Origin of the sequence: Gracilibacillus kekensis (genome assembly GCF_900143085.1) — a bacterium.
GTDB lineage: Bacteria > Bacillota > Bacilli > Bacillales > Amphibacillaceae > Gracilibacillus > Gracilibacillus kekensis.
The window spans coordinates 982,497-997,851 of sequence record NZ_FRCZ01000001.1 but is presented as its reverse complement, the minus strand read 5'-3'; the positions used below and the strand labels follow the sequence as shown (position 1 = coordinate 997,851).

15 protein-coding genes and 1 riboswitch are annotated in these 15,355 nt (G+C 38.4%); of the genes, 6 read left to right on the top strand and 9 right to left on the bottom strand.

The window, feature by feature from the left end; genetic code table 11:
* Positions 1-27 precede the first annotated feature (27 nt).
* From BUC25_RS04545 to BUC25_RS04535, 3 genes are all read right to left on the bottom strand, one after another.
* Positions 28-432, bottom strand: coding sequence for a DUF4395 domain-containing protein (locus BUC25_RS04545; protein ID WP_073200063.1), 405 nt, complete (start codon positions 430-432; stop codon positions 28-30).
* Positions 433-513: 81 nt separating this feature from the next.
* Complete coding sequence (locus BUC25_RS04540; RefSeq protein WP_073200061.1) at positions 514-1,671, bottom strand: MFS transporter; 1,158 nt, start codon at positions 1,669-1,671, stop codon at positions 514-516.
* A 113-nt stretch (positions 1,672-1,784) separates the two neighbouring features.
* Positions 1,785-2,504 carry an HAD family hydrolase gene (locus BUC25_RS04535; RefSeq protein WP_073200060.1) on the bottom strand — a complete coding sequence of 240 codons (720 nt, stop codon included), beginning with the start codon at positions 2,502-2,504 and terminating at the stop codon, positions 1,785-1,787.
* Positions 2,505-2,766: 262 nt separating this feature from the next.
* Positions 2,767-2,848: riboswitch (ZMP/ZTP riboswitch) on the top strand.
* A 54-nt stretch (positions 2,849-2,902) separates the two neighbouring features.
* On the opposite strand from BUC25_RS04535, the gene serC reads away from it, so the two are divergent.
* Entirely contained in the window at positions 2,903-3,982 is a 1,080-nt protein-coding gene (gene serC / locus BUC25_RS04530; RefSeq protein WP_073200058.1) for a 3-phosphoserine/phosphohydroxythreonine transaminase, read from the top strand.
* A gap of 207 nt (positions 3,983-4,189) precedes the next feature.
* Here serC and BUC25_RS04525 read toward each other — a convergent pair whose 3' ends face one another.
* Both BUC25_RS04525 and queF read right to left on the bottom strand, forming a co-directional pair.
* Positions 4,190-4,663, bottom strand: a complete 474-nt coding sequence (locus tag BUC25_RS04525) for a DinB family protein (protein WP_073200056.1) — start codon at positions 4,661-4,663, stop codon at positions 4,190-4,192.
* A gap of 139 nt (positions 4,664-4,802) precedes the next feature.
* Positions 4,803-5,210: a preQ(1) synthase gene (gene queF, locus BUC25_RS04520; protein WP_073200054.1), complete on the bottom strand. Its 408-nt coding sequence runs from the start codon at positions 5,208-5,210 to the stop codon at positions 4,803-4,805.
* A gap of 300 nt (positions 5,211-5,510) precedes the next feature.
* Here queF and BUC25_RS04515 point away from each other — a divergent pair, with 300 nt between their 5' ends.
* Positions 5,511-6,044 carry a hypothetical protein gene (locus tag BUC25_RS04515; RefSeq protein WP_073200051.1) on the top strand — a complete coding sequence of 178 codons (534 nt, stop codon included), beginning with the start codon at positions 5,511-5,513 and terminating at the stop codon, positions 6,042-6,044.
* 52 nt (positions 6,045-6,096) lie between these two features.
* Here BUC25_RS04515 and BUC25_RS04510 read toward each other — a convergent pair whose 3' ends face one another.
* Positions 6,097-7,449 carry a hypothetical protein gene (locus tag BUC25_RS04510; protein WP_073200049.1) on the bottom strand — a complete coding sequence of 451 codons (1,353 nt, stop codon included), beginning with the start codon at positions 7,447-7,449 and terminating at the stop codon, positions 6,097-6,099.
* 165 nt (positions 7,450-7,614) lie between these two features.
* On the opposite strand from BUC25_RS04510, the gene BUC25_RS04505 reads away from it, so the two are divergent.
* The 4 genes from BUC25_RS04505 to BUC25_RS04490 all read left to right on the top strand — a co-directional run bounded on the left by BUC25_RS04505 (position 7,615) and on the right by BUC25_RS04490 (position 11,750).
* Entirely contained in the window at positions 7,615-8,370 is a 756-nt protein-coding gene (locus tag BUC25_RS04505) for a DeoR/GlpR family DNA-binding transcription regulator (protein WP_073200048.1), read from the top strand.
* On the top strand, positions 8,367-9,287 hold the full coding sequence (pfkB, locus tag BUC25_RS04500; RefSeq protein ID WP_073200046.1) for a 1-phosphofructokinase: 921 nt from the start codon (positions 8,367-8,369) through the stop codon (positions 9,285-9,287). Before BUC25_RS04505 ends, pfkB begins: the two co-directional genes overlap by 4 nt.
* A gap of 52 nt (positions 9,288-9,339) precedes the next feature.
* Positions 9,340-11,208, top strand: a complete 1,869-nt coding sequence (locus tag BUC25_RS04495; RefSeq protein ID WP_073200044.1) for a PTS fructose transporter subunit IIABC — start codon at positions 9,340-9,342, stop codon at positions 11,206-11,208.
* A 122-nt stretch (positions 11,209-11,330) separates the two neighbouring features.
* Positions 11,331-11,750: a YkvA family protein gene (locus BUC25_RS04490; protein ID WP_073200508.1), complete on the top strand. Its 420-nt coding sequence runs from the start codon at positions 11,331-11,333 to the stop codon at positions 11,748-11,750.
* A 104-nt stretch (positions 11,751-11,854) separates the two neighbouring features.
* Here BUC25_RS04490 and cysC read toward each other — a convergent pair whose 3' ends face one another.
* Genes cysC through cysI form a run of 3 tightly spaced genes read right to left on the bottom strand, consistent with a single transcriptional unit; the run spans position 11,855 to position 15,350 of the window.
* Entirely contained in the window at positions 11,855-12,454 is a 600-nt protein-coding gene (cysC, locus tag BUC25_RS04485; RefSeq protein WP_073200036.1) for an adenylyl-sulfate kinase, read from the bottom strand.
* On the bottom strand, positions 12,451-13,638 hold the full coding sequence (sat, locus tag BUC25_RS04480; RefSeq protein ID WP_073200034.1) for a sulfate adenylyltransferase: 1,188 nt from the start codon (positions 13,636-13,638) through the stop codon (positions 12,451-12,453). Before sat ends, cysC begins: the two co-directional genes overlap by 4 nt.
* The gene (cysI, locus tag BUC25_RS04475) at positions 13,638-15,350 is read right to left on the bottom strand and encodes an assimilatory sulfite reductase (NADPH) hemoprotein subunit (protein ID WP_073200032.1); all 1,713 of its coding nucleotides are present in this window, start codon (positions 15,348-15,350) and stop codon (positions 13,638-13,640) included. Before cysI ends, sat begins: the two co-directional genes overlap by 1 nt.
* Positions 15,351-15,355: the final 5 nt, after the last annotated feature.

Below are 15,355 nucleotides of genomic sequence, written 5' to 3'. Positions count from 1 at the left end.
TCAGTGGGAGTTTTAGACTCTCACTGATTATTGTCTCACTTTATGTTTCCACATGATGTAACGGTAGCGGATAGTGCAGCCGATGCAATATCCAGCTAGGGCTAATCCAGAAGCTGCAATTACCATGCTTCCAAAGAGGTAAGCTGCCCAGTTTATACCTATACTGAAGAAGAGAATGGCAAGACCAATGCAAATCGTCGCTATCCATTGATTGAATAACTGTTGTGCCTTGTCCTCTTGTGGGTAGTCTTTTCCAGGTTTATTCAAAAAACGTTTCCCAATTAATATAACTGGATTTGACTTTGTTACTAAAGTTATAATGCCGATAGTCAGTGGCAATATCAAAATATATGAAGATACTAGTAAGCCTAATAATACGGTAACTAATATAAACAGTTGGTTAAGTTGTACGAGTGGTTTCGGTATTGACATCATGAGTCCTCCTTCTTTATTCTGATTATACATAGTAATTTACTTGGAATAAAGAATAAAGCACCCGTTCTAGGAGTGCTCTTAAACTATTTGTTCTTTCTTTGTGTAGAAATAATATATACCTAGTGCGAACAAAGAAAGAAGAATACCTGAAACATAAGGTAAATAAATGGCTAATCCGTATAGTATTCCGCCAAGTGGAGGTCCTATAATTCGACCCAGTGAATCAAATGAGGATAGTAACCCGGTAGTCTGACCATATCCTGATTTTGCTTTTTTAGTTAACAAAGAAGACACACTCGGGCGAATAAGCCCGTTACCTAAGCCGAAAACGGTTAGAAAGATAGCTGCTGTAACGAAGTTGTTTACCAATAAGATTAAAGCAAATCCAAGCGCAGAAACAATAATCCCAATTTGAATGACAGTGCCTTCGCCCCATTTTTTGGTCATCCTTCCAACAAGTCCACCTTGAACCAATGCGCCAGCTAATCCCATTATCATAAAAATATAACCGAGTTCAACGGTTCCAAGTCCTGCCCGATCAAAAGCAAAATAAGCAAAGGTAGCTTCAAGTCCTGCTAAAGATACAGAAACAAACCACTGTAGGATAAATAAGTTGGCAGTAGGCTCTTTAAACGCTTGTAAAATGGAAGGGCGTTTGTTTTGTTCCACTAATTCATTTTCATTAGGTAGTGATTCCTTCAAAGCAAATGTAACCAATAAAAAGGTGATCAAAGAGGATGCGCCAGCTAGATAGAATGGAATCGTAAGGTTTTGCTCAGAAAACACGCCGCCAATTGCTGGTCCGAATATAAAGCCAAGGCCCACTGCAGCTCCTATGATCCCCATTCCTTTTCCTCGATCTTCTTCACTCGTGATATCAGCAACATAGGCCATAACAGTTGGCATATTAGCTGCTGATAAAAAACCCCCGATAATTCGAGCAGCAAAAAGCATCCATAATTGGGATGCAAATGCTAGTAGGAAGAACGACAACGCTAATCCTGCAATACCAATCATCAATACAGGCTTTCGTCCGATGCGATCAGAAACTCTTCCCCACATTGGTGAAAAAATAAATTGCATGAGTGAATAGGTGGCCATCAATAAACCCAGAGCTAAGGGAGATGCACCTAATTCTTCTGCATAAAACGGTAAGACCGGTATAATGATACCAAATCCGACCATTACTAAAAACATAACGGCAAATAAAATTCCTAAGACTTTTCTTGATTCCAAAGTGTTTCACTCCAACTATGATAAATGATGATCACATCACTTATTTAATTTTCTTTTGATTAAACCATGGTGGTAGTCATTCGTGATAACCGCTGCTTAAAGTTAGAACACTATCAACCAGTAACGTGTTTTTCTTTTAAGCCGAAAATCGCTAATAAGTCTTCAGGATTGTTGATCGTGTAATCCGGTTTGTAGTTTGAAATGGGCTTTTTTCTAAAGCGATGGTTCATCCAGGTTGCTTTCCAGCCAACCTGTTTAGCACCAATAATATCATTTTCAAAGGAATCTCCGATATAGATCGTATTTTCTTTGCTCAGATTTAGTTTATTTTCTAAATGTTCAAATACTTTACGATTGGGTTTAGAATAACCAATACCTGCAGAAACAAAAATATTTTCTTCTGGAATCCACTTCGTTATCCCAAGCTGCTTGACCTTCATCATCTGGTGATCCACTTCCCCGTTGGTCAATACCGCTAATTGATACTTATTCATGGATAAATGATCAAGTAACATCTCGATTTCTGAAAATAAACGAATTTGATTTTGTTCGTTTAGATAAGCTTCTTGAAATGCCGCCGCTTGTTGATGCGATAATGTTAGACCAAAATCTTTACATGCTTCTGTAATTCGATAAGTTTGCAACTCAAGTGCTGTGATGTCTCCATTCATATGTTTTTCAAAAACCTTATCGCTATATTTCCTGCTGGAAAGGTATAATGCTTCGATTTGTTTTTCATTATAAGAAATATCTAATTGTTGATGGACAGCATTACGAAATGGTTGTAACTGGTCATATAATGTATCATCAACATCAAAAATAATAGTCTGCATATTTATCTCATTCCTTTAGTTATCACGGCGTAACCGTCCGTATAACACAGATTCGCTAACAATCAATAGCTTCTAAAACTCTTACTGATTAAATCATACTTTATAGCTACGTTAGACATTTTACCATACTTTTTGGTGACTATCTGTTACGAAATTGCAACTTATTTAGGTAAAGTGTATGAATATTAAGTTTTAATTCAAATTTTACAGAGATTTCGATTGAAATGTGGAAAGAATCTTGTTATAATTTTCACAAAGTTAAACGACTATGTGTAACTGGCGAGGTGCGGATCGAACCGCAAGGGAGCACATAGTGTCGATAGCCGCTCGCCTGGGCAAAGGTAAGGATCTAATCCTTACCTCTTTCTGTTTACTAAAAATAATAGGAGTGTGGTTAGATGAAACGAGTACACAATTTCTCAGCAGGTCCGTCAATGCTTCCACTGGCAGTTTTAGAAAAAGCACAAGCAGAGCTACCAAATTATAAGGATTCTGGAATGTCGGTTATGGAACTAAGTCACCGCTCTGGTTTGTTCACTGAGATCATTACTGATGCTGAAAACTTATTACGCGAATTAATGAATATACCAGAAAATTATAAAGTATTGTTTGTACAAGGTGGCGCTTCACAACAGTTCGCAGCAGTTCCACTTAACTTAAAAAAGAATGGTAAAGCCGATTATGTGAACACTGGTTCATGGTCTAAAAAGGCGATGAAGGAAGCGAAGAAATTTATCGAGGTAAAGGAAATTGCTTCTTCAGAAGATGAGAATTTCACATACATTCCGAAAATAGATGCAAATATGATTAGTTCTGATGCGGATTATGTGCATATTACAACAAATAATACGATAGAAGGGACTGCATTTCGCGCTATCCCTGATACAGGGGATGTACCATTAGTTGCTGATATGTCATCGAATATCTTATCTGAAGAGATCGATGTATCTAAATTTGGAGTGATTTATGCAGGTGCACAAAAAAATATCGGACCCGCTGGTTTAACAGTTGTGATCGTTCGCGATGATCTAATTGGGGATGCATCAGACGTATGCCCAACTATGTTAGAGTACCAAACACATAGTGAAAGTGGATCATTATACAATACACCACCTACCTATGGTGTTTATATGGCTAAATTGGTGTTTGAATGGGTCAAAGAACTAGGTGGTTTAAAAGAAATTCAAGCACGTAACGAAAAGAAAGCAGAATTGCTTTATGATTATGTCGAACAATCCGACTTTTATGCGTCTCCTGTTCAGAAGGAAAGTCGTTCAATTATGAATATACCTTTTATTATTCCTGGGCGTGATTTAGATAGCGATTTTGTTAAAGAAGCGCAAGCAGAAGGATTGGAAACATTAAAAGGCCATCGCTCTGTAGGTGGTATGCGTGCAAGCATTTATAATGCAATGCCTGTAGAAGGGGTAGAGGATTTGATTAACTTTATGCAGAAATTCGAGAAGCAACATAAATAATAGTAAAAGGCTGACGTCTAATGTCAGTCTTTTGTGCTTCGCGGGATATTACCTGCTCTTGACGGGATAACTCCTTCGCTTCACGGGATAATACATGCTTGGCAGGATATTGTGACTTATCCCGTGAAGCGCACACTATATCCCGTGAAGAAAACCTACTTTTTAACACTGTGGCTTTGGTAGTTATCAATTTAGTGGATATAAAAATTATTTGCCCTCTTCTTTAGTTGGCCCCATCACACCTGGAACCGTTAAACCTGCTTGGCGCAATAATACAGTCATTTGACCACGGTGGTGTGTTTGATGATCAAGTAAAGTCCGAAGCAGCGCACCCCTTGTTGTAGTCATACCCATGCTATTAATCTCTTCATTTAATTTCTCATCCGTCAATTGGTTTTGAGCAGCTGTGCGGATATCTTCAACTATTTTTTTATAGGCATCTACAATGGTAGAGGCATTATCAGGAATTTTCTTGGGATCAGAAGCTTTAACTTCTAGTCCTACAATACTAGCAAAAAAAGCAGGAGATGTGGCTAAATGCCATCCGAGCCATCCTAGTGTATTGTGCCCTTCCACAATAGCCTGATCCAATTTTTCGTTTGTCAGTGATTCTAAAACCTTTGTCGTTCCTTGTGCTGCATTATCCCAGTCAGATATAAAATCCTTTATTTTGCGGTACATTTGTTCAGCTCCTATTAGAATAATATAGTATAACTGTAACAGATGAACTGGAAAGTTTTCATTTATTGTGACTTCATTAACTGAAAAAAGCTTACTTAAAAAGGCAAGCACAATTTATTGGATGTGCTTGCCTAAGTAATTAACTCGAATATTCTCTTATGGCTTCTGTTGTTAATTCAATGCCACCTCGGGTCGTTTGATGAACTACTACCTTGACTGTAGCTGCCTCAATTGCCCACATGATATCATCGGCAATTTGTGCTGCCAGTGATTCACAAAAAGCACCATGATCACGATAAGACCACAAATAAAACTTTAATGACTTTGATTCGATGCATTTGTGACGTGGTGTATAAGAAATTTCGACGGTTCCAAAATCGGGCTGTCCAGTTTTAGGGCAAACCGCCGTGAACTCTTGGGCACGAAACGAAATGTTTTGAACATTTGGTGCATCAAAAGCCTCTTGTTTTAATACTTCTCTACCTTGCTCAACATTTTCCGGACGCGGCATTGGCCCTGAGCGTGGTAAGTAATAATTCTCAGCCATAGTTAGATTCCTCCTAGTTTTGATAAAGCAGGATGGTCGCGAACTGCTTTGAAATCTTATTATAACAAACAATAAACTTTTGGAGCAAGGTTGTTGGGAGGAGTCTTATATACTTAAGAAGCTTCACGATGGAAGGATCATTATAGGAATACATTCAATAAGTGAGATAAATTAGGTTAAATAGTGGTGAGCTAATACAAAGCATATATTTATTAATAAAAAGAAAGCGTTTTATTTGTTTGTAAGAGCTGTGTTTCGGTACACTTAGAATAGAATGACTTATCCAGAGGAGGAATAAAAATGAGCAAATACGAAGAACTAGTCCAAACCTTTACAAATCGTCAACCATTACCACCATTAAAGCCAGAGAATATATGGGATGATCAATTGAGCCAGGAAATAATGAATTTAACAGAACAAGATGTAACAGGAACAAACAACCCTTCGTCTCTGGCAGTAAGTGCTACTAGAGCTGGTTTATTATTGTGGAATGATGATTTATATGGATCGCATACTATATCACAATCCATAAAAGAACCTGTCGGAAGCTACTGGCATGGCATTATGCACCGACAGGAAGCAGATTATGGAAACGCTAAATATTGGTTTTCAAACGTAGGAGAACATGAGGTTTATTCCTCGCTATATCAAGAGGCAATAAAACTTTTACCAGAAATTAAGGCCTGGGGCAGTTGGAATCCGAATCTATTTATTGATTTGGTGGAAGAAGAAGTATCGCAGAACAATGAACAGAGTGAAAAGGCGGAAAAGTTAAGACAAATTCAAGCAATAGAATTCGCCTTACTATTAGAGTATAGTCGATCGATAGGATAATAAAGGCAGACCGCTGTGGGATAATTCTTAAAGCGGTCTGCTGATTGCTTTTTCATATTAATAAATAAGCTAATAAAATCCCAATCCAACCAAAGACAAAAGAATAGATCAAATTATAGTAAGTAATATAGTATGGACTCTGCTTTAAACTCATGGAAATGATCGTAACGACAAGTCCATACGTACCAATAGGAACCGTTGATACCCCTCCAATAATTAAAATCACCGCAAGACTCATCGGACTTAAAACATCCATTAACAAAGTGCTTATCCCACTTAATATCCCTATTGTCGCAACAGGATGGACGCCAAACATACTTAAGAATACAAATAATAATTGAATCATAATTAAAATAACGATCGGATAATCCTTAAACGTAACGATTGGCTCTTGGACGATCATTAATGCAGGAGATTCATTTAATGTATTGGTGAAAAGGGCTAGCGTAACAAATAAAACGATAAAATTGTGCATATTATTCATGCTATGCTTCCAACGAGTAGTACCTATCACCCAAAAGCTTTTCCAACGTTTCATGACTAATGCCCAAACACATGCAAAAGGAAATACTAACAATGTGACGATCAGGATAAAATCGATATTAAACAGATTGCCTAGTAAAATTACCAAAGCAAGAAAGGAGCTTAAAGCAATCGACAATTGTATTATCTTTGACCGTTTTTGATCGTGTTGCTTACGTTTAGGTTTAGCTTCTAGAGACGGATAGTCATATTTACGAAAAAACCAGCGTCCCCACAAACTATCAAGTACATACATAAGAATAGTAATGAAGATCATCCATGGTAGTAGAGCTGCGTAATTAACCCCTGTTATAAAAATTGCCATTGCTAATAATACTTCCAGAGGACTCCAAGGTAAAGCTAGAGAATAACCTCTTAAAGTAGCCATCATAATAAATTTATTAGCTATATTTTTTTTGAAAGGTTTAAGGTTATCAACCAGAACATCCTGAGCAATAGTGGCGGAGGATACGTTTAAAAAGGCAGTTAAAGACATCATAGCTGTGGTACTTCTTTGATAGAGCTGCCCTAAATGTTCGACATTTCCTTGCAGTAGATGCTGCATCAGCTTATCAAAGCGTCCTGCAGCCACCACACTATTCATCCATGGCAAGACAGCGAGCAGGGCTAATAAAGATAAATTCCCACCTAACAATGGAATAACATCTACCCAGATTAGATTTGTAGAGAAAAACAAGATGATTCCAATGGTGATAAAACCTGTTCCTAAAATTTGAAATAATTTCGATGCACGGCGAAAGCTTATCATAAGCATGAGCAGTGCAAAAAATCCTAAAGCGTATGAAAGTAATTGATTCGGAAAAAATACAGAAATAATATGTAACAAAAAAACAAAAGAGAAAAACCAAATCGTGTGCTTCATATGTTGTCCTTCTTTCATCAGGTCATGTACCTATGATAACATACTCTATTTTAGTAGATGGTGATCAAGTTTGGTTGTTTTTGAGTGAACATGATTGACAGTGACCGAAAGTGATTGTATACTATTTGTAAGCGATTTAAAGTTGGGCGTAGGGAGATGAAAATGATGTTAACAGCAGAACGTCATGAGAAAATTTTATCTTTGTTGAAAAAGAAGGAGATTATGACGGTAAAGAAAATCTGTGAAGATACACAGGCATCAGAATCAACCATTCGAAGAGATTTAACAGAGCTAGAAAAGAAGCAATTGATTAAACGAGTGCATGGCGGTGCTTCGTTGCTAAAAAAGAAACGAGATGAACCTTCTTTATTAGAAAAAACAAGCAAAAATCAGCAAGCCAAAAACGCGATTGCCAAAAGGGCAGCAGATTTAGTAGAAAATGGTGACACTATATACCTTGATGCAGGTTCGTCAACGATAGAATTAATCCCTTTTCTGAAGGATAAAGCAGTAGTTGTCGTCACGAATGGTATCCCCCATGTCCAGTTGTTAATTGAATACGGTATTGAAACATATGTCATTGCAGGTAAAGCCAAAAAAGGTACGGCAGCTTTAGTAGGGACTAAGGCGGTTGATGCGATTAAAGAGTATCGTTTTGACAAATGTTTTTTAGGGATTAATGGTATACATCCTCAACACGGCTTAACAACTCCAGACCCAGAAGAAGGTAGTGTCAAGCAAAGGGCACTTCTGCAATCACAGTCCAAATTTGTGTTAGCAGATCCTTCGAAGTTTGGCGAAATAGCTTTTGCTAATGTTGCAGATGTTTCAGATGTCCATATCATTACTTCCGAAGGGATAGAAGATGAACTAATCCAACAAATTAAAAGATTATCAACAGTAGAGGAGGTTCAAGTATGATTTATACCGTCACATTAAACCCGGCAATCGATTACGTAGTACAGGTGGGAAATTTCAAGGCTGGTAAAGTAAACCGAAGCAAAGCCGATTATAAGGAAGCAGGAGGTAAGGGAATTAATGTATCCCGTGTCCTGGATCGTTTCGGTGTATCATCGACAGCTCTAGGGTTTGTTGGAGGATTCACTGGTAAGTTTATTACAGACTATCTTACAAGTAAGAACATTCATCATCAGTTTGTCGAATTAAAGGAAGATACCAGAATAAATGTAAAGATGAAATCAGAAGCTGAAGAAACAGAAATGAACGGTGTCTCTCCTACTATTGAAGACAACCATTATCAGGAATTGTTAGACCAATTAAAAGGGTTATCGAGCGATGATATCGTTGTTTTAGCTGGCAGTTTACCTCAATCACTTTCCAATAGTGCTTATCGGGAAATGGTAGCAATGCTAAATGAAAAAGGTGTTCCGACTATTTTAGATACAAGTGGTGCACCACTGACTGAAGCAATACAAGCGAGTCCAGCTTTTATTAAACCGAACCATCATGAATTAGCAGATTTATTTGATGAAGAAATTATTAATGACGAGGACATTATTTCATTAGCGAAACGTCTTCATACAGAGCAACAAATCGAGCATGTATTAGTATCGATGGCGAAAGACGGTGCGATCTATGTCGGAAGTGCTGGTGTTTTCAAATTGAGTGCACCTGAAGGACATGCTGTTCATTCGGTTGGGGCAGGCGATTCTGCCGTAGCTGGATTTATATATAAATGGCAAGAAACAAATAATGCACGTGAAGCGGCACAATTTGCAGTAGCTGCAGGAAGTGCAACCGCCTTTTCGAAAACGTTATGCACGAAAGCAGAAGTAGAGGCACTACTGCCGCAAGTGGTCGTGCAAAAAGTAGAGTAGTCTTCATAGAAACGTGCATTTCAATTTAAACATACTAGAAAGGATGAAGAGAATGAAAATAACAGAGCTTTTGCGAAAAGACATTATGTTATTAGACGTGAAGTCCCAGTCAAAAGAAGCGATTATTGAAGAAATGGCAGACCAATTGGCTAAAGGGAATTATTTAAATGACCAACAACAATTTGTTCAAGCAATTTGGGATAGAGAAAATCAAAGTAGTACAGGAGTCGGAGATAATGTAGCCATTCCCCATGCAAAAACAAATGCAGTATCCACCCCGGCGATTGCCTTTGCAAGGTCAAAATCAGGTTTGGATTATGACTCGTTAGACGGTAAACCGGCACATCTCTTTTTCATGATTGCAGCGAGTGAAGGTGCGAACTATGACCATTTACAAACCTTATCTAGATTATCAACATTGCTTATTGATGAAGATTTCCGTAACCAATTAATGGAAGCGGATACCGAGGAGCAAATAGTACGTATTATCGATGAAAAAGAGGAAGAAAAGTTAGGAAAAGAGGAAACAGAAGCAAGTCACCTATCATCTGGACCAGAAATTCTTGCAGTAACTGGTTGTCCCACTGGTATTGCGCATACCTATATGGCAGCAGATGCCTTAAAAGATAAAGCAAAAGAGTTGGGTGTCTCGATAAAGGTAGAAACAAATGGCTCAGATGGTGTCAAGAATAGACTGACAGATGCTGATATCGCCAATGCTAAGGCCATTATCATTGCCGCTGACACTAAAGTAGAGATGGATCGGTTTGATGGAAAACAAGTATTAAGAAGAGGTGTCACAGACGGAATTCGCAAGCCAGAAGAACTTATTAATACCGCATTAAGTGGAGATACCCCGGTTTATGAAGGTGATGGGAGTGGCAGTTCCAGTTCAAGCGGTGAAAGAACTGGTTTTTATAAACACTTAATGAATGGTGTATCAAACATGCTTCCATTTGTTGTCGGTGGCGGTGTGTTAATTGCAATCTCATTCTTTTTTGGTATTCATTCGGCAGAACCTGATCATGAACAGTATAATGCATTTGCGGCCGCTCTAAAAGAAATCGGTGGGGATTATGGTTTTGGATTAATGGTTGCTGTTTTAGCAGGTTTCATCGGTATGAGTATCGCTGATCGGCCAGGTTTTGCCCCGGCAATGATCGGTGGTTTTATGGCATCGACAGGTGGAGCAGGTTTTCTTGGTGGTTTAATTGCAGGTTTCTTAGGTGGCTATGTAGCTGTAGGTGTGAAAAAGCTGTTAACAGGTATGCCAAAGTCTTTTGATGGTATTAAAACAATTTTATTTTATCCCGTTATTAATATATTTGTTACCGGTCTTATCATGTTTATCATTATTGAACCAATTGCCAATATTATGTCAGGATTAGAATCATGGTTAGGTGGATTGACAGGTGCTAACGCGCTATTGTTAGGTCTGATTTTAGGTGGAATGATGGCAGTTGATATGGGTGGTCCTATCAATAAAACAGCATTTACCTTTGGAATTGCGATGATCGAAGCAGGTAATTTAGGACCGCATGCAGCTGTTATGGCAGGTGGTATGGTGCCACCATTAGCATTAGCACTTGCAACCACTTTCTTCCGTAACAAATTTACTAAAGAAGAGCAAGATGCAGGTAAAACCAATTATGCCTTAGGTTCCTTCTTTATTACAGAAGGTGCGATACCGTTTGCCGCAGCAGATCCAGGCAGGGTTATTCCTTCCATTATTGTTGGTTCATCGGTAGCAGGTGGTTTAGCATTATTATTTGGAGTCGGTTTACCAGCTCCACATGGCGGAATCTTTGTTATTCCAACGGTAGAAGGAAGCTGGTTGATGTATATTATCGCCATCCTAATCGGTGCGATCATATCTGCTCTAATGATTGGGTTTTGGAAGAAACCAATTGATAAGAAATAATAGATTAAGCTATTTCCTCTTGGGGAATAGCTTTTTTCTTTTGATGTTCATGGATAAAGTTTATTTGTTGTGATAACGTAAATATAATATATGAATCCATTTTGAAGAGGAGGCAGTTGATGATGCCTAAAGCTAAGAATTTTGAACAAGGGTACAAAAAATATACGAATAAAGCAAAAGAGTACTTTCAAAATAAAAAGAAGTCAGAAAACCTCTTAAATGAAGCAGTAAGTAAAGCTAATCAAAAAAAGGGGCGACTTGAAGAAGTATGGAAAAAACTCCAATTACTTTTAGAAATGTTCCGGTCATGGATCAAAGGAGAGTATAAAGAAATACCCAAAGGCTCTATTATGATGATTATTGCAACGATTCTATATTTTGTTACTCCAATTGATTTAATCCCGGACTTTATAGTAGGCTTAGGCTTTTTTGACGATGCGGCAGTGATTGGATTTGCAATCAAACAAATCTCAGATGATATAGACAGATACATTACTTGGAAAAATAATCAGAAGTCTATTGAGCAAGATAAAAAACAATAAATGAAAGTAATCTGCAAGAAGAACCGCTTCAAATGCAAGAAGAACAGCATCCCAATGAGAAAGAAAAATCCGAACCTAGTTCGGATTTTTCTACTATTATCCAATTACAAGAAATTTCTCGTCTTTAAAAATTCCAGCACTTCTGCGACTGCTTCTTCCACGGATTGGCTCTCTGTATCAATCACTAACTCGGGAGCAAGCGGTTCTTCATATGGGGCATCAATACCGGTGAACCCTTTAATCTCACCGGATCGTGCTTTCTGATATAGACCTTTTGGGTCGCGAGCTTCACAGCTTTCCAAACTACACTTTACATATACTTCGATAAATTCCCCGTCAGGTATAATTTGTCTGACCTTATCACGATCCTCCTGATAAGGAGAAATAAAGGCTGTTAATGTGAAAAGTCCTGCGTCATTTAATAATTTGGAGACTTCACCAATTCGACGTATGTTTTCTTTTCGATCGTCAGGAGTAAATCCCAGGTTAGCATTTAACCCATGGCGAATATTATCACCGTCTAATCGATAAGAACGTACTCCTCTTTCATGTAATGCATTTTCCAAAGCGACTGTGAGTGTGGATTTGCCGGATCCAGACAGACCTGTAAACCATAGAACCGGACTTTGGTGGTTGTTTCGCTTGATACGATCCTGTTTAGTGATCACAGAATCATGCCACACAATGTGTTTTGTTTCGGTCATTGTTTTGAACCCCTTTGTAATCCTTTAATTAATACCTCTGCCACCTCTGGTCTTGAAAATTGTCGTGGTAAGGACTCACCATTTCGTAACTTCTCTCTCACTTTGGTTCCACTTAAGTGTACGTGCTCAGACTTATCATGTGGACAGGTTTTTTGAGAGGCCATATTCTCACATTTGTTGCAATAAAAGGCATGCTCGAATTTAAAAATGTGAATATCCAATTCATTTTGATATTCTGAAATTAATTCCTGTGCTTCATAAGTACCATAATAATCACCGACTCCTGCATGATCTCTGCCTACTATAAAATGGGTGCATCCATAATTTTGGCGGACGATCGCATGCAAGATTGCTTCACGTGGTCCGGCATAACGCATGGCAGCGGGATAAATGACTAATCTGGTACGATCCTTTGGATAGTAGTGCTTTAAAATCGTTTGATAGCTCTCCATCCGTATATCTGCGGGGATGTCATCTGATTTGGTCTCACCAACTAAAGGATTTAATAATAAGCCATCAACCGTTTCTAACGCGCATTTTTGAATATATTCATGTGCACGGTGGACAGGGTTCCTTGTCTGAAATCCGACAACTGTTTTCCATCCCAGCTCTTGAAATAGTTGTCTCGTTTCAGTGGGATCGAGATGAAAATCTTTAAACTGATCATGCTTAGGACGATTCACTAAAGAAATGGGCCCTGCTAAATAGACATTACCTTTCTCATAAAGCTTTTTAACTCCTGGATGTGCTTGATCTGTGGTTCCATACACAGATGCAGCTTCATTTTGTTTGTCATACGTATATTTTTCCTGAAGATTTAATGTGCCGTAGAGAATGCCATCTTCTCCATACAAAGCAATAGATTCTCCAATTAATAAGGAATCGGCTTCACTTTCCGATACTGCTAGATTTATAGGAATACTCCAGACGTTTCCATCTTTTAAATGGAGGTTATCGAGCACTTCAAGATAATCTTCTTTTCCCAGGAAGCCTGTCAATGGACTAAAACCACCAATTCCGATCAATTCTAAGTCAGAGATACTCCAGGCGTTAATGGTGATAGAGTTAAAGTTTTCCGCTTCCAATAAAAGTTTTTCTCTTTCTACTCCCGTTACTTCACAATTGACTAGGCTACCACCATGGGCTGATACCGTCTCATTTACTTTTTCTTTAATTGCTGCCATTATAAAGCTCCTCTCTGCTCGCGATGAAATTGTCTGCCATCATATACTTCATCTACATAACCTTTGCGGACAACGAAATCCCCAAAGTATTCTTTCTCTAAACGGTCGTTTGCATAATCATGAAATATATCTTTCAACAAAGAAAGGATTTCAGTTTCTCCAATATTTTCACGATATAGTTGATTTAATCTGTCACCAATAAAACTACCACCTAAATAAAAGTTGTATTTTCCTGGTGCTTTACCAATAAAAGCAATTTCCGCAAGGGCAGGGCGTGAGCAGCCATTTGGACAGCCGGACATTCGAATCACGATTTCCTGTTCCTGAATGCCTTCAGCTGACATAAGTCCTTCAATTTTGTCAATTAGCGAAGGCAAATAACGTTCAGATTCTGCCATGGCTAGCCCACATGTAGGAAGTGCAACACAAGCAATGGAATTCCGGCGCAACCCAGAATAATGCTTACCATCTGTGATCGCGTACATGTCGATGATTTCCTGGATTTTTTTCTTTTTTGGTGCCGTCACATTAGCTAACACTAAGTTTTGGTTCGGTGTTAATCGGAAATCACCAGTATGAATCTGAGCAATTTCACGTAATGCTGTCATCAATTGATAGTCATCGGTATCTTTTACTCTGCCATTTTCAACAAAAAGGGTTAGGTGCCACCTGTTTTTACCCTTGATCCAGCCATACCTGTCACCATTATGGTCAAAATGGTAATTCTTCGCTTCCTCTAGCTCCCAGCTTAGTCGATCCGCTAATTCTTGTTTAAACCAATCCAGACCATAGCGATCAATCGTATATTTAAAGCGAGCATTTTTACGATTCTCACGGTTCCCATAATCACGTTGAATCGTCACGACTTTTTCAGCAACTTCGATGACATCCTTTTTGTCACAATAGCCGGCAATTTTTCCTACTTGAGGATAGGTTTCCGTATTTCCGTGGGTGGAGCCCATACCACCACCGACCACAACATTGAAGCCTTTAACTTCATTGTCATCGATAATTGCAATTAATCCGAGATCTTGTGAAAAGACATCGACATCATTCGAAGGTGGCGCAGCGATTCCAATTTTGAATTTTCTTGGTAAATACGTTTTACCGTAGATTGGCTCGGCTTCTTGTTTAGAATCTATTATTTTTTCCTGATCCAACCATATTTCATGATAGGCGCCTGTTTTTGGTGAAAGATGATCACTGATTTTTTGTGCCCAGTCTTGTATCTCCTGGTGAACCTCCGATTGGTACGGATTGGGATTACACATGACATTTCGGTTGACATCACCACATGCGGCGATCGTTGTCATTAATTCGTCGTTAATTGTTTTGATTGTATCTTTTAAATTCCACTTCAAAATACCATGTAATTGAAAGGCTTGCCGAGTGGTTAATTTAATCGTTCCGTCTCCATATTTTTGTGCTAAATCATCTACCGCAAGCCATTGTTTTGGTGTTGCTACTCCACCTGGAATCGCGATCCGCAGCATAAATTGATAGGCAGGCTCTAACTTTTGTTTGCGTCTTTCATCACGAATGTCGCGATCATCTTGTTGATAGCTACCATGGAATTTCAACAGTTTTGTATCATCGTCTGAAATAGAAGCGGTGATTGGGTCTTGTAAACCTTCTCTAATTGTCCCCCGCAAAAATTGACTATCTTCTTTTAATTTTTCAATTGGATCTAATTTATTTGATTGATCTGTCATGAGTT

Excerpts from the sequence above, each read along its gene's own strand:
- serC (WP_073200058.1), top strand. The coding sequence starts at position 2,903 with ATGAAACGAGTACACAATTTCTCAGCAGGTCCGTCAATGCTTCCACTG.
- BUC25_RS04510 (WP_073200049.1), bottom strand. The coding sequence starts at position 7,449 with ATGAAGCACACGATTTGGTTTTTCTCTTTTGTTTTTTTGTTACATATT.
- cysC (WP_073200036.1), bottom strand. The coding sequence starts at position 12,454 with ATGACCGAAACAAAACACATTGTGTGGCATGATTCTGTGATCACTAAA.
- queF (WP_073200054.1), bottom strand. The coding sequence starts at position 5,210 with ATGGCTGAGAATTATTACTTACCACGCTCAGGGCCAATGCCGCGTCCG.
- BUC25_RS04515 (WP_073200051.1), top strand. The coding sequence starts at position 5,511 with ATGAGCAAATACGAAGAACTAGTCCAAACCTTTACAAATCGTCAACCA.
- BUC25_RS04495 (WP_073200044.1), top strand. The coding sequence starts at position 9,340 with ATGAAAATAACAGAGCTTTTGCGAAAAGACATTATGTTATTAGACGTG.
- BUC25_RS04545 (WP_073200063.1), bottom strand. The coding sequence starts at position 432 with ATGTCAATACCGAAACCACTCGTACAACTTAACCAACTGTTTATATTA.
- pfkB (WP_073200046.1), top strand. The coding sequence starts at position 8,367 with ATGATTTATACCGTCACATTAAACCCGGCAATCGATTACGTAGTACAG.
- BUC25_RS04505 (WP_073200048.1), top strand. The coding sequence starts at position 7,615 with ATGTTAACAGCAGAACGTCATGAGAAAATTTTATCTTTGTTGAAAAAG.
- sat (WP_073200034.1), bottom strand. The coding sequence starts at position 13,638 with ATGGCAGCAATTAAAGAAAAAGTAAATGAGACGGTATCAGCCCATGGT.
- BUC25_RS04525 (WP_073200056.1), bottom strand. The coding sequence starts at position 4,663 with ATGTACCGCAAAATAAAGGATTTTATATCTGACTGGGATAATGCAGCA.
- BUC25_RS04490 (WP_073200508.1), top strand. The coding sequence starts at position 11,331 with ATGCCTAAAGCTAAGAATTTTGAACAAGGGTACAAAAAATATACGAAT.
- cysI (WP_073200032.1), bottom strand. The coding sequence starts at position 15,350 with ATGACAGATCAATCAAATAAATTAGATCCAATTGAAAAATTAAAAGAA.
- BUC25_RS04535 (WP_073200060.1), bottom strand. The coding sequence starts at position 2,504 with ATGCAGACTATTATTTTTGATGTTGATGATACATTATATGACCAGTTA.